Source organism: Flavobacterium sp. LAR06 (genome assembly GCF_041946075.1).
GTDB lineage: Bacteria > Bacteroidota > Bacteroidia > Flavobacteriales > Flavobacteriaceae > Flavobacterium.
Genome location: NZ_JAUTYT010000005.1, coordinates 150,159 through 164,172, shown reverse-complemented (window position 1 = coordinate 164,172; position 14,014 = coordinate 150,159). Strand labels below are relative to the sequence as shown.

Sequence of the window (14,014 nt, the reverse complement as noted above, 5' to 3'; positions counted from 1 at the left end):
AAAGCATTTTTTAATGACGGAAAAAATCGGAACAAAATATTTTCATCCCGATTTTATTACCTTTTTAAATTCGATTTAGAGCCAAAGTGCTTTATTATCCTGCATTAACTGCATGATGTTTTCTTTTATAATAAGATCATTTTCATAACGCTTTCCACTTTTGGTGCGTTTTGCTTTTTCCGTTTTGCTGCAACGGCTTAAGCTTAAAAAGAGCGTTTTCATAAAACAGAAGATTGTTGTAAAGAAGCTTTTGTTGCCCCTGTAATATTTCCATTGTTTTTGTCCTGCACAAAACCAATTACTTCAAAATCATTTTCATTAAAACTTTTTGGCAGATGAATCGATACTGTTCCTTTTTTGTCTTTTAAAGTTACTGAATGTAAATGATGTACAATTTGATAATGTGATAAAATACGGTTCGCGTTCTCTCCTCTTTTCACATTACTTTTGGCTGACTTTTGAACAATGGCAATTAATAAACTACTGTTTTTAAAAGTTCCTTCAATGTTATAATTTACATTAAGATTATCATTGGTCTGACTAGCTCCTAAAGATAAATCAGTCGCAATAGGTTTTGAAAGTGCGACTTTTATTCCATTTCTAACCATCGTTTCCTGTGAACCGATATAATCTGCTTTTCCGTTTACAATTAGCTGTGGCGTATAAATGGGATCTTTTCCCAAAAACCTGGCATAATCATACTGTCTTTGGGTATAATCTGCATTACTAAAAACATCTTTCCAGCCCTGTCTGTCCCAATAATCGACGTGATAAGCCAAAACATAAACATTGCTGTCTTTGTATTCATTTTGAATTCTCCCCATCAATTCATCTGCTGGTGGACAACTCGAACAGCCTTCAGAAGTATATAATTCCAAAAGGGCAAAACCTTTGACTGCTTTTTTCTCTGTATTTTGCCCTAAGACTGTCATTCCGATTAAAAGCATCAATGTGATGAAAAATGCTGGTATTAATTTTATTTTTTTCATGATTTAAATTTATTTTAAAAAGCCTCAACTTTCGAAGAGGCTTTTGATTTTATAGAATATTAATTTCAACCTTAATATTTCCTCTTGTCGCTTTTGAATAAGGACAAGTCTGATGTGCTTCGTCAGCTAGTTTTCTTGCTGTTTCAACATCTAAGCCGGGAAGACTGATATTCAATCTTGCCTGCAAAGAATAGGCGCCATCTGTTACGGCTAAATCAACTTCTGCATCAACGGCAGTATCTGCAGGAAGTTTAATATTTAGTTTTGAAGCGGCGATTCCCATTGCGCCAATAAAACAAGCCGACCATCCCGCTGCAAAAAGCTGTTCCGGATTTGTCCCCGGACGTGAAGATCCCGGAGAACTTAATTTAATATTCAATTGATCATCTGAACTTTGTGATGCTCCTTCGCGACCACCAGTTGTGTGTGTTTTTCCTGTGTATAAGATTTTTGTTTCCATGACTTTTTTAATTGTTAATTGTTAATTGTTAATTATTAATTGTGAGTTGTGAGTTGTGAAATGTGATTTTATTGCTTTTACTCTTTACTCTTATTGAAACCATCTACGTCGATAATAGCCTGTGCAAATGCTTTCGGATCTTCCTGAGGAACATCATGTCCGATGCCTTTTAGGATTCGGTGTTCATATTTTCCTGTGAATTTGTCTCGGTAAGCTTTTCCATCCGCGAAAGCGCCATCAAAATCACTTCCTATTGTAATCGTCGGAACTTTAATTTCAGGTCTTGCTGCCAAACGTTTCTCTAAACTATCGTATTTTGATTCTCCTGCTTCAAGAGATTGTCTCCATCTGTAATTGTGAGTTACGATTGCTACGTGATCCGGATTATCAAAAGACTGCGCTGTTTGATCGTATGTAGCTTTGTCAAATTTCCATAAAGGAGAAGCTATTTGCCAGATTTGTTTATTGAACTCATACGTGTTTTGAGCGTATCCTAATTTTCCTCTTTCTGTAGCGAAATAATATTGGTACCACCATCCTAATTCTGCTTTTGGAGGTAATGGTTTTAAGTTCGCTTCAAGATTAACAACCAAGTAACCACTTACCGAAACCAATCCTTGTAAACGTTCTGGCCAAAGTGCCGCCATAACCACAGCTGTTCTCGCTCCCCAGTCGAAACCACCAATAACAGCTTTATCAATTTTAAGGGCATCCATCAAAGCAATAATATCATTTGCTAATGCTGCTTGTTGTCCGTTTCTAAAAGTATCTTTTGAAAGGAAGGTTGTCGTTCCGGATCCTCTTAAATAGGGCGTGATTACTCTGTAGCCTTTTGCAACTAAAATGGGAACCACTTCATGGTAACTGTGAATGTCGTAAGGCCAGCCATGAAGCAAAATAACCGCTTTTCCATTTGAAGGTCCAGCTTCTGTATATCCGACGTTTAATAAACCGGCGTTAATTTGTTTTAATGTGCCAAGAGAGGAACTTACTCCTATTGGGTTTGTTTTTTGATTTTCTGATTGTGCATTGATTGATGTCATGGCAAAGAAAAGAACAGCGATTAAAAATACTTTAGAAGTCAAAGCTGTAATACGGTTTGTAATTTTTGATATTGTTTTCATAATTCCTTATTTTTTAATTAGTTGATTATTAGCTTATTTCTTCGTCAAAAGTAGCTTGACAATAGCTCTTATGAAATGAAAAAATAGCTCAAACGGACAAAGTAAAAGGTGAAACGGACAAGCACATAGTTGAAGTTTTTATGTTTAATTGAGTATGAGATTACTTTGCAATTAATGATATGATATGCTATACTAAAAGATTATTCTCTACTAAAATAGAAAGGTCCTGTTCCCAAAAAAATGGAATCAGGACCTTTAAGAAGATTTATCTTTTTTTAGATAAGATTATACTCTGTTTTAATATTGCCTTTTATAGCCTTAGAGTACGGACAAGTTTCTGATGCTCCTTGTATAATGCTTTTGGCAATTTCAGGATCTAAGCCCGGTAAGCTAATGTTTAAACGTGCCTGTAATGAATAACCATCATCACCTGAAACTAAGTCAACTTCTGTACTTACATAATGTCCAACAGGGAGCGCTACTTGCAAATTTGCTGCTGCCTTTCCCATCGCTCCAATAAAACAAGCAGACCAGCCTGCTGCAAATAATTGTTCCGGATTTGTACCAGGACCTGTAGATCCCGGAGTTGAAAGTTTGATATCTAATTTACCATCCGAACTGCGAGATTCACCTGTTCTTCCACCTGTTGTGTGCGTTACAGCAGTGTAAAGCACTTTTGAATTGTTTGTTTCCATTTTTGTATTTATTAAAATTATTGTTTTTTTAAAGGTTCTAAGAGACTAAGATTCTGAGGTTCTAGGTTTCTAAGATAAATTCTTAGCTTCTTAGTTCCTCAGGGACTTAGCAACTTTTTAAAATTATCGAAGCGTTTTAAATGCAAGACGCAATTCTGCAGTAAACAATTGGGGCTGTTCCCAGGCTGCGAAATGTCCGCCTTTATCTACTTCATGAAAATAAATTAAGTTTTTGAATGCTTTGCGTGCCCATGTTTCGGGCGATGTAAAAACATCTTCCGGAAAAACGGTAATAGCAACTGGTAATTTAATCTGATCTGTTTTCATTGAAGCGGCACTTACAATCTCGATGTTTCTGTTTTCCCAGTAAATTCTTGATGCAGAAGTTGCACTGTTAGTAAGCCAATACAATGAAATATCATCAAGAACTTCGCCTTTTGTTGGTGATTGTTTAGTATCTGTTCCATAGGACCAATTAGCAAAACCGGGATGTAAAAGAAGCCAGCCTGCCAGACCTGCAGGAGAATCATTGAGAGCATAACCCACTGCTTGCGGTCTAGTGGTCATTGTAGTTTTATATGTAAAATCACCACCTCTGATTGATTTACTTAGATGATCAAAAGAAGCGCGTTCCTTTGTAGAAAATCCTTCTGGTGCTACACCGCTTCCAAGTGCTTTTCCTGCCTCTGCCGGTAATGTCGCTGGTAAGTTGCTGTGAATACCAAGTAATCCTTTTGGTGCTTGTAATGCCATTGAATTGACAATTCCAGCTCCCCAGTCTCCACCTTGGGCAACATATTGTTTATACTCCAAACGATTCATCAATACTGCCCATGCTTTTGCAATTCGGTCAATATCCCATCCTGCTTCGGTCGGTTTTCCTGAGAATCCAAAACCAGGTAATGAAGGTATAATTACATCAAAAGCATCTTCGGCTCTTCCTCCATAAGCAACAGGATTAGTTAATGGACCGATAACATTTATAAATTCAAATACTGACCCCGGCCATCCGTGACTTAGGATAAGCGGCATTGCATTCTTTTCTTTAGAGCGAACATGAATGAAGTGAATATCGACACCATCAATTTTAGTGATAAACTGCGGATAAGCATTTAGTTTAGCTTCTGCTTTTCTCCAGTCATATGTAGTTCCCCAATAGTTTACAAGATCTTTCATTCTAGAAAGATTTGCTCCCTGAGACTGATCGGCAACAGTTTCTTTCCCTGGCCATTTTGTATCCTTAATGCGTTCTTTAAGATCTTGTAAATCGGCATTCGAAATACTTATGCGATAGGGACGAATTGTCTCATCATTTTTCGCATTTGTTTTTACTTTCTCTTGTGCTGTAACTTCGCTCATCACTAGCGCGAATAGTATTACCCATACTGTATGAGCAATGATTTTTACTGTATTTTTCATTTTTATTTTATTTTTCAATTTTAACTCTATTTGCTTTTTTGTTCATTCTTTATTTTTTCAGAACCAATATTGACTTTCCTTTCTCTACAATATAAGTTGCCAGTTCTGAAGCTTTTGCATTAGTATTGTTTCTCGCAGCGTGCACTACACCTGCCGGAATAAAAAGTACTTCTCCTGCTTTTAATGTTACTGTTCCTTTTCCTTCCACTTCATACTCTAATGAACCTTCAAGTACATAGATCACTTCTTCACCAGGATGAGAATGTTTTCCAAAAGCGGAATGTGCATCAAAATCAATTTTGGCCTGTACCGTTTCGTATCCGGCAACACTAAGGTCATGTCGTTGTAAATCGGTGCGTTTTATTCCTGATTGTTGTGCTGAAACGCTGCCTGAAATAAGTAATGCAAAAAAGCTAAGAATAGTAATTGCATTTGATCTGAAATTTGAATTTGTTTTCATATTATTTAATTTTTAAATTGTTTGATTATCAGTTAATTTCTTCGTCAAAAGTACTTCGACAATCCTCCTTTTGAAATAAGAAAATAGCCCAAACGGACAAACTAGGGAGTGAAACGGACAGGCTTAAAGCTGGAGTTTTATCAGTGTATCAAAAGATAAAATAAGTCCGATGGTAATGAAACTTTGTAAAGCTATGCTCGTCTTTTATTTCATAGTTTTTTTAATTAAAAAAGGTCCTGTTTCCAAAATAATGGAATCAGGGCCTCTTTTAAATTACTGTTGCTTAAGCCATAATCTCACTCAACAACAGAGCGAATAGTAATACCCATAAGGCATGAGCAATGATTTTTACTACATTTTTCATTCTATATTTTTTAAAATTTTGTTATTTTCTTACTGATTTAAAAGCGGCACGAAGTTCTTCTGTAAAAAGCTGTGGTTCTTCCCAGGAAGCGAAGTGACCACCTTTGTTTACTTCATTGAAATAAATCAGGTTTTTGTATGCTTTCTCCGTCCAGCTTTTTGGTGCCTGATAGATTTCTCCCGGAAATACGGTGACCGCAACAGGAATTTTGATTTCATTTGTTTTTTGCTCTACAACATTGAAGTTGTTATTGTTGTTCTCCCAATATAAATTAGCAGACGAATTGGCTGTATTAGTAAACCAGTATAAAGAGATATCGTCAAGAATTTCATCTCTGGTCAATGATTTTTCAGCATTACCTCCACTGTAAGTCCAATCATTGAATTTATCAAGGAAAAATGAAGCCAAACCAACTGGCGAATCTGTAAGTCCATACCCTAAAGTTTGAGGACGGGTTACCATCATTCCGGCATACCCTGCACCTCTGGTATATAATTTATTCAGCGAATTAAAAGCTGCCTTTTCTTTAACCGATAATCCCGCAGGCGCCGGACTACCGTCTTGTAATGCTTTAGTAATATCTGCCGGTACTGTTGCAGGCATATTCAAATGAATACCCAATAATCCCTCAGGAGCCTGTACGGCCATTGCATCTGCAATTACAGAACCCCAGTCACCACCTTGTGCTACATAATGTTTGTACCCTAAACGTTTCATCAATACATCCCATGCTTTTCCAATTCTTTCAGGCCCCCAACCGGTTCCTGTTGGTTTTTCAGAAAAACCATATCCAGGCATAGAAGGAATTATCACATCAAAAGCATCTTCGGCTTTTCCGCCATAAGTTGTCGGATCAGTAAGCGGGCCAATAACTTTTAAAAGTTCAAAGAAAGATCCTGGCCAGCCATGAGTAATAATTATGGGTAAAGCATTTTTATGTTTAGATTTTACATGGATGAATTGAATATCTAGTCCGTCAATTTTAGTAATAAACTGAGGTAAGGCATTTAGCTTCATTTCTGTTTTATGCCAGTCGTAATCAGTTCCCCAATATTTTACGATACCTTGAATTTGAGTTAATTTCACTCCTTGCGACTGATCTGTCACTGTTTCTTTTTGTGGCCATCTTGTAGCATTTACACGATCACGAAGTTCAGTGATTGCTTTCTCTGAAATGCTAATGTGGTAAGGACGAATTGCTTCTGATTCTATTTTAATTTTTTCCTGATTCTTTTGTGCAAAACCAGTTGTAGTAAGCAAAATAAAAGCACCTACGGCAAAAATATTTGCGATGCTTGGTTTGTTTGTTTGAATTGTCTCCATTGTATTTGATTTTAAATTATGTTATTGCTATTAATTTCTTCGACGAAATTATCACGATAACAGGCCCTTTAAAATCAAGAAATATCTCAAACAGGCGAAGTTGCTGCCCAAGCGGACATTCTCTAACTTGAAAAACTTACATGGCCACAATAATTGAAGTTTCTCTAAAATCAAATAGATGGAAGTGATGGGACTTGTGTTCTGCTTACTGTAGGATTGAATTCCTGGAATTCAATAAGTATCACAACACAAAATTACCTTTTAATAACATAACAATTCACTAAGTAATCTTATAACTGCTGTTTGCAAAACATTATAAATGTATTTTCTTATTAATCGAATGCCTAAAACATAACAAATTAAATATCAACACCATAACCCGCTTATATTGCAATACCTTTATACTTTAAACGCACTTATACACACCTCCAGACCACCCCATTAGGATAGTAACAAATATTTTTTTGTTCATAATTTGATTCCATTTCTATAATTCTTCAAATCCAAAACATTTGGGCTTTGAAATTGTCTGGTTCACTATCCAGTTCGTCTGTTTAACCTATATTTTGAATGTGCAGGCTGTACAGTCAAAATACCTTTGTCTTCTAAAATTTAAAATAATTTAAAATCAAACACAATGGAAACAGCTAAACAACAAGCGAAGAATGATTTATTAGAATTTACTATAAATGCCCATGGCGGCATAGCAAACTTTAACAAGTTTGAAACTGTAACAGCAAGACTTATCTGTGATGGAGTACTATGGTCAATGGTAGGACATCCCGGATCAGTAGATGACATTTATGTTACTTCTCACACCAATAAGCAATTTACTTCTCATTCTCCATTTCTTAATGAAGACTGGCATACTGCATTTACGGCAGAGCATGTTGCCATCGAGAATAGTAAAGGAGAAGTTCTTGAGGGATTTTCAAATCCGCGTGAATCCTTTGCCGGATACACTACAGAAACGCCATGGAGCGCTCTTCAACTTGCTTATTTTACCGGATATGCAATGTGGACCTACTTTAATGCTCCCTTTAATTTTAATGATGAAGGTTACAAGGTCATAGAATTAGAACCATGGGAAGAAAAAGGTGAAGTATTCAGAAGACTTCAGGTAACCTTTCCGAAGGAAGTAGCTACACATTCTCCTGTACAAACCTTTTATATAGATAAAGATGGTCTTATCAAAAGACATGATTATAATGTTGATATTGCCGGAGGCGCTACTGCGGCACATTATTTATCGGATTATATTGATGTGCAGGGCATTAAAATAGCGACTAAAAGGAATGTCTACATAAGACAGGAAGACAATACTCCCTTGTTTCCGGAACCTTTATTAGTATCAATTGATCTAAGAGAAATCAGCAGAAAATAATTCAATTTAAAAGCACCATGACACACAGATATGGTGCTTTCAATACAATAAAATAATCATGAAAAATAAAATTGCATTTGCACTCAGCATGGGTATCATTACCACAGGAATCATCTCTTTCAGTCTCATAGCAATTAACCTTGGTTTTACTGATAACTTTTTGAATGTCTGGTTTAAATCATGGGGAATAGCTTATGTACTTGTCATACCGGCTATACTGCTTATTGGGCCTCTGGTGCAAAAAATAATAGACAGAACAATGTAATAAATAAGACTATTATCCCTTTAAAACATAACAATGAAAACAATTAAACAATACAAACCAAAATCTACCGGTATCCTAACTACTGCTATGATGTTGCTAATGATAACAGCAGGTTTGGCGCAGAAAAAACAAACATCAACCAATACTGCGGAATCGATTCGCCCTTTTGAATATCATGCCATTCAGGTTCAGCTTGATGATTTAAAAAGTAGAATACAAAATACAAAATGGCCTGACAAGGAACTTGTTACTGATAATACACAAGGTGTACCACAAGCAACAATTCAATCGCTTGCCAAATATTGGGCAGCTGATTACGATTGGCGTAAAATTGAAAAGAAAATTAATTCTTATCCAAATTTCATCACTACAATTGATGGGGTTGATATTCATTTTATTCAGGTGAAATCGAAACATAAAAATGCACTACCGATTATCATTACGCACGGATGGCCAGGTTCTATTATTGAACAGCTTAAAATTATTGGTCCGCTTACTGATCCGACAACTTATGGCGGAAAAGCCGAAGATGCTTTTGATGTAATTATCCCTTCAATTCCCGGATACGGGTTTTCAGGCAAACCTACCCAATTAGGCTGGGGTCCTCAGCGCGTTGGAAAAACCTGGGTTACCTTAATGAAACGTCTGGGATATCAAAAATTTGTAGCCCAAGGCGGCGACTGGGGTGCCCTTATCACTGACATGATGGGCGTACAAGCTGCTCCTGAACTTATTGCAATACATACAAATATGGCCGGGGCAGTACCACCTGCAATTGATGCCGCTGCTTTTAGTGGTGCTACTGAACCTGCTAATCTTTCCATTGATGAAAAGAAAGCTTACGGACAACTTGCTTTCTTCTATAAAAACGGTCTCGCATATGCTCAGGAAATGGGAAACCGTCCTCAAACCTTATATGCGATTGAAGATTCACCTATTGGTTTAGCTTCATGGATACTAGACCATGATGCAAGAAGCCTGGAGTTGATCTCACGTACCTTTTCCGGAAAAAATGAAGGACTTACAAAAGATGATATTTTAGATAATATTACTTTGTATTGGTTAACTAATACTGCCGTTTCTTCGTCTCGATTGTATTGGGAAAATAAACTTGCTTTCTTTGCTCCCAAAAACGTTAAAATTCCAGTAGCAGTAAGTGCTTTTCCTGATGAAATCTATACAACACCAAGTACGTGGGCAGAAAAAGCATATCCAAACCTTATTTATTTCAATAAATTAGAAAAAGGAGGTCACTTTGCAGCCTGGGAACAGCCTGAAACCTTTAGCAAAGAATTAAGAGCAGCTTTCAAATCAGTACGTAAATAAATTTAAGATAAACAATTACTCCATTCACTAACTCAATGAGGTTAGGAAATGGAGTAAATTGTTTTTTACATTTGAGGTACTTTGAGATTTAACCGCAAAGTGTGCAAAGATTTTTTTAGCAAGGTTTTATAAAACGCAAAGATCGCAAAGCTATATGATAATAACTTTGCGGTTAAACTTTTTCAACTTGAAACTTGAAACCTGAAACTTGAAACCTGAAACTTGAAACAAAACAATTTAAGCCAAAACCATTCCCCCATCCATAATAAAATCAGCTCCTGTGATGAATTTTGAAGCATCGCTGCTTAAATGAGAAACCATTTTGGCAACGTCCTCTGAAGTTCCCATTTGTTTTAAAGGAATTTTATCAACCACAACCTCCATAATAGATTTTACAGTTGTTTCATCTAAACCTACCTTTTTCATTACTTCTGTTTCTGTTGGACCAGGGCTAACCGAATTTACTCTGATTTTTCTTGGCGCTAATTCTACCGCCGCTATTTTCATTACGGCATTCAGAGCAGTTTTACTTGTGGAATAAATAGATGATCCGGCGCCGCTCATACTGGCTGTGTTAGAAGAAAGAAATACTACAGATGCACCATCATTCAAAATCGGAATAAACTTGCTTAAAGTGAAGTAAGCGCCTTTTAAGTTGATAGTCATAATATCATCGTATAAGGTTTCTGTGGCTTGTTCAATTGTTCCTAAACCGGCAATTCCGGCATTTATGAAAAGAATATCAACTTGACCAAAATCTTCTTTTACTTTAGAAGCTAGATTTTCAATGTCCAAAACACGAGATTGGTCTGCAACAAAGGCGTGAACTCCTAATTCTGAAGCCGCTTTTTCAATTGCTTCTTTTCTTCTTCCGGTAATGATAACCGTTGCTCCTTGTTCTTTAAATTGTTTTGCTGTTGCATAACCGATTCCGCTATTTCCTCCGGTAATTACCGCAACCTTATTTTTTAAATTGTCCATTTTTTAAGTTTTTAAATTAACGGTACAAAGTTAAATCTGAAAAGATATTGCTTTTTCAATGGTATCATGGAGTATACTGCGTGTGTGTTTTTTTCACCATAAAAGTGATATAAGGGCATATTATAGCAACTGGTTTAGCTGCTTTGTATAATACTGATCAAGATCATATAAGAAAATAGTAATGAATGGCTTATCACTTAAACTAAATTTGAAAACAATGACTCTTATATAATCCCGCTTAAATGACCTCATCCGCAAAGATTACTCAAACCAACCACAAAGTTTAAATGAACTTATATCACTTATATGGTGAAAAAATTATGGTGAAAAAAGTTTTTATATCTTAGTGTTAAAATACTAGCTATGGCGAGAAATCAGAAAGAAGAGTTTCAGGCGCTTCAGGACACTTTATATGTTTTAGGCGGGAAATGGAAATTGCCTATTATCAACTCCATTTGTAATGGAAACACCCGATTCAAAGAAATTCAGCAAAGTATTCCCGGAATAACTTCCAGAATGCTTTCGAAAGAATTAAAAGATATGGAACTCAATAATCTGGTTAAAAGAACGGAAGACCACGATGCAAAAGTGCCGATTCTTTATGAATCTACCTCCTATTGCCAATCTTTCGGGCCTATTATATCTGAAATGATCAATTGGGGAATATCACATCGGGAACATATTCGCAATAAAGAAAAGAATACTGCAGTAAAAAAATAAAGCCCTGAAATTTCAGGGCTTTATTTTTATTTCTTCTTTTTCGATTTTGATTTCGATCTTTTAGCTTTCTTTTTAGCTATTTTTTTCGCCTTAGCTTTCTCTTTGGCTTTCTTGGCTTTGGCTTGCTTTTTAGCTTTTGCTTTTTGCTTTGCCTTTTTAGCTTTTTCTTTCTTTTTATCCTCTTTCGCTTTTTCTTTTTTCTTAGCTAGTTGTTTTTTCTTTTTTGCTTTTTCTTTGTCCTTGTCTTTTGCGTCTTTTTCTTTCATCTTGGTCTTCTTCTTTTTAGATTTACTATTATTTTTATCTTCTGAAACAATTTCTTCCGTTTTTTCCAAAGCCTCAGCCGAAACGCCTTCTTCTTTTTGTTCTGTAGTTTCTGGTACTAAAACTTCAGGCTTTTTAACAGGTTTCTTTTTTGTTACGGTAGCTTTTGGCTTTACTGCTGCCGATGGTTTTGAATCTGTTGTTTCCGTTTTTATGTCATTGTCAGTAGCAATTTCATTTTCAAGAGTTTGCTCACTGGCCTTTAAACTATCATTTTCAGAGTTTTCATTTAATTCATTTTCTTTTTCTTTCATGTGCAGATAAATTTATAGAGTGAAATTTTAAATAATTTTCAATGTTATTTACATTTTAACTGAATGTTAATTAATTATTAACAAATATACCCTTAAAAATAACGCCCCAATGTTAAGTTTTCCTTCAGATTAAAAACTTAACATTGGGATTTATGTCTTACCTAAAAATAATGAAATACAATGATGATTTTAAATAGCAAAACGTACCGGAACTATATTGAATTTTAGACCTAAATAAAAATTGGGATTAATTTCCTGAGGCTTCTATTAATGATACTTCGAGTTGATTTCTTTTTGAGCTCATATTGTTTGGCGCACTTTTCAAGCTCAGTAAATAATATTTGAAATCTATCGTAGAGCGCGTCGAGTTCTTCCATAGCTCTTCGTGTATCAGCGTCTTCGTGTTCCTCAATTGTATTGGAAATTGAAGACATTTGTTCGAATTTGCGAAATGCGGCCAGCAAAATCCGATGCTCTGAAGAATTTATTCCTTGCATAATTAAGATCTCTTCTATAAAAAAAATTAAACTATTTTGAATTTAATGCACTATGAGCAATGGATCTGCCTCAATATAAATTTTAGATAATGGTAATGATTTTGACGTAGTTGCAGTTTTTATTTTACCTGTATTTCCTGAAATTAAATGGATTGCATTGTTTAACAAAATTTCAGAGCGATTGCCTAGAGAAAAAACTTCAGCCTCCTGAAGTTCATCAACATTAAAAGTCGGGTTTATTCCGCTTGAATAATTTCCCTCGTTTTTTGCATTGAATAATTTATAGATGGAAGGATATAAAATCCAACCTTTAGTATTTGCAATCCTGTCGTCTTCAATAGGAAAACCGGCTACATCCTTGCCAACGGTTTTTTCCCCTATTGTAATTACATCCATAAAGGGACGAAGATTATTAATAATTATTTCTGAAGCTGAGGCTGTGCGTTTCCCACATAAAATATAGAGTCTTTTAATATCAGGATGTGCCTTTTTAAGAATATCAAAACTCACATTAGGTTCGTTACTTTCCAGGGCTTGCTGAAAAGATTGTTTTACAAGACCTCCATTTTTGTTTCCTTCAAATTGTATAAAAAGATCGCTTGATTTTATATCAGGTGCTAAAATTATACTTAATGCTGTTGCAGATGATACATCTCCTCCTCCATTGTATCTCAAATCCAAAACTAACTCTGTGACATTCTGATTTTTTAATTCCTGAAAAACCTGCAGAAACAATGTTGCCTGACCAACATCAAAATGCGGAATTTCGACATAACCAATTCTGGTATTATTATTTATAATGATTTGAGGAAATATAGGTTGAGAAAAAGAAAAACCTTGTAATAAGGAAACTTCTTCGGGATTAGAAAAACCCATTTCTTTTGAATAGGAAACTATTTCCAAATCTAAATGTGTTGCAGATCCTATGCTTTTATAAATCTTATCGTAATTATTCAAATTTAGTTCTTCGTCGTTAATTTTGGTTATTAATTGTCCTCTTAATAAACCATTGTTTTTAGCCGGAGAATCATTTAGTGCATATAAAATCACACCATAAGTTTTATCTTGATATGCTACAAATGAGATATCAAACCCAAAATTCCTCCTTAAACTCTGTGGTACCGTTTCAGGAAAATCAGGATGTACGGCGTATGAATACACATCGTCTTTTTGCAATAATCGCTGGAAATATTCTTTTGGATTTAATCCTAAATCTCCCTTATCAGGCATTGTTTCATTCCATTTATAATATTTTTTCATTTGGTTATACATCCAATCGTTTGTGTATTTATTGGAACCTTCTTCGTAGATTTCCGGCCTGTCATCATCTTCACAGGAAAATATTAACAGTGCCAGAAAAAGTATTTTAATAAGAGAAGAATATTTCATTTTTTACTTTTAAAATTAATGGACATACACTCTTATTATA

15 protein-coding genes are annotated in these 14,014 nt (G+C 35.3%); 4 read left to right on the top strand and 11 right to left on the bottom strand.

The genetic code is table 11. The features are described from left to right. Positions 1–75 precede the first annotated feature (75 nt). From Q7C23_RS09155 to Q7C23_RS09120, 8 genes are all read right to left on the bottom strand, one after another. Positions 76–222, bottom strand: a complete 147-nt coding sequence (locus Q7C23_RS09155; RefSeq protein WP_375032233.1) for a hypothetical protein — start codon at positions 220–222, stop codon at positions 76–78. Continuing rightward, entirely contained in the window at positions 219–989 is a 771-nt protein-coding gene (locus Q7C23_RS09150) for a DUF1223 domain-containing protein (RefSeq protein WP_375032232.1), read from the bottom strand. The genes Q7C23_RS09155 and Q7C23_RS09150 overlap by 4 nt, the downstream gene beginning before the upstream one ends. Before the next feature lie 49 nt (positions 990–1,038). Further along, the gene (locus Q7C23_RS09145) at positions 1,039–1,449 is read right to left on the bottom strand and encodes an organic hydroperoxide resistance protein (RefSeq protein ID WP_375032231.1); all 411 of its coding nucleotides are present in this window, start codon (positions 1,447–1,449) and stop codon (positions 1,039–1,041) included. Positions 1,450–1,526: 77 nt separating this feature from the next. Further along, complete coding sequence (locus Q7C23_RS09140; protein WP_375032230.1) at positions 1,527–2,573, bottom strand: alpha/beta fold hydrolase; 1,047 nt, start codon at positions 2,571–2,573, stop codon at positions 1,527–1,529. 275 nt (positions 2,574–2,848) lie between these two features. Continuing rightward, positions 2,849–3,268, bottom strand: coding sequence for an organic hydroperoxide resistance protein (locus Q7C23_RS09135; RefSeq protein WP_375032229.1), 420 nt, complete (start codon positions 3,266–3,268; stop codon positions 2,849–2,851). A gap of 123 nt (positions 3,269–3,391) precedes the next feature. Then, positions 3,392–4,687: an epoxide hydrolase family protein gene (locus Q7C23_RS09130; RefSeq protein WP_375032228.1), complete on the bottom strand. Its 1,296-nt coding sequence runs from the start codon at positions 4,685–4,687 to the stop codon at positions 3,392–3,394. A 49-nt stretch (positions 4,688–4,736) separates the two neighbouring features. Next, the gene (locus Q7C23_RS09125) at positions 4,737–5,147 is read right to left on the bottom strand and encodes a cupin domain-containing protein (RefSeq protein WP_375032227.1); all 411 of its coding nucleotides are present in this window, start codon (positions 5,145–5,147) and stop codon (positions 4,737–4,739) included. A 385-nt stretch (positions 5,148–5,532) separates the two neighbouring features. Beyond that, positions 5,533–6,834: an epoxide hydrolase family protein gene (locus tag Q7C23_RS09120; protein ID WP_375032226.1), complete on the bottom strand. Its 1,302-nt coding sequence runs from the start codon at positions 6,832–6,834 to the stop codon at positions 5,533–5,535. A 637-nt stretch (positions 6,835–7,471) separates the two neighbouring features. Here Q7C23_RS09120 and Q7C23_RS09115 point away from each other — a divergent pair. Genes Q7C23_RS09115 through Q7C23_RS09105 form a run of 3 tightly spaced genes read left to right on the top strand, consistent with a single transcriptional unit; the run spans position 7,472 to position 9,809 of the window. Continuing rightward, positions 7,472–8,218: a hypothetical protein gene (locus Q7C23_RS09115; protein WP_375032225.1), complete on the top strand. Its 747-nt coding sequence runs from the start codon at positions 7,472–7,474 to the stop codon at positions 8,216–8,218. A gap of 58 nt (positions 8,219–8,276) precedes the next feature. Further along, positions 8,277–8,483: a DUF2798 domain-containing protein gene (locus Q7C23_RS09110; RefSeq protein WP_375032224.1), complete on the top strand. Its 207-nt coding sequence runs from the start codon at positions 8,277–8,279 to the stop codon at positions 8,481–8,483. Between the two features lie 33 nt (positions 8,484–8,516). Next, positions 8,517–9,809 carry an epoxide hydrolase family protein gene (locus Q7C23_RS09105; protein ID WP_375032223.1) on the top strand — a complete coding sequence of 431 codons (1,293 nt, stop codon included), beginning with the start codon at positions 8,517–8,519 and terminating at the stop codon, positions 9,807–9,809. Positions 9,810–10,046: 237 nt separating this feature from the next. Here the strand turns inward: Q7C23_RS09105 and Q7C23_RS09100 are convergent, their stop codons facing one another. Next, the gene (locus Q7C23_RS09100) at positions 10,047–10,790 is read right to left on the bottom strand and encodes an SDR family oxidoreductase (protein WP_375032222.1); all 744 of its coding nucleotides are present in this window, start codon (positions 10,788–10,790) and stop codon (positions 10,047–10,049) included. A gap of 363 nt (positions 10,791–11,153) precedes the next feature. Between Q7C23_RS09100 and Q7C23_RS09095 the strand changes: the two genes are divergently transcribed. Then, a complete protein-coding gene (locus Q7C23_RS09095; protein WP_375032221.1) occupies positions 11,154–11,510 on the top strand; it encodes a winged helix-turn-helix transcriptional regulator in 357 nt (118 codons plus the stop codon). A 26-nt stretch (positions 11,511–11,536) separates the two neighbouring features. On the opposite strand, the gene Q7C23_RS09090 is transcribed toward Q7C23_RS09095, so the two are convergent. Both Q7C23_RS09090 and Q7C23_RS09085 read right to left on the bottom strand, forming a co-directional pair. Beyond that, on the bottom strand, positions 11,537–12,088 hold the full coding sequence (locus Q7C23_RS09090) for a hypothetical protein (RefSeq protein WP_375032220.1): 552 nt from the start codon (positions 12,086–12,088) through the stop codon (positions 11,537–11,539). A gap of 539 nt (positions 12,089–12,627) precedes the next feature. Further along, complete coding sequence (locus tag Q7C23_RS09085) at positions 12,628–13,974, bottom strand: S41 family peptidase (protein ID WP_375032219.1); 1,347 nt, start codon at positions 13,972–13,974, stop codon at positions 12,628–12,630. Positions 13,975–14,014 lie beyond the last annotated feature (40 nt).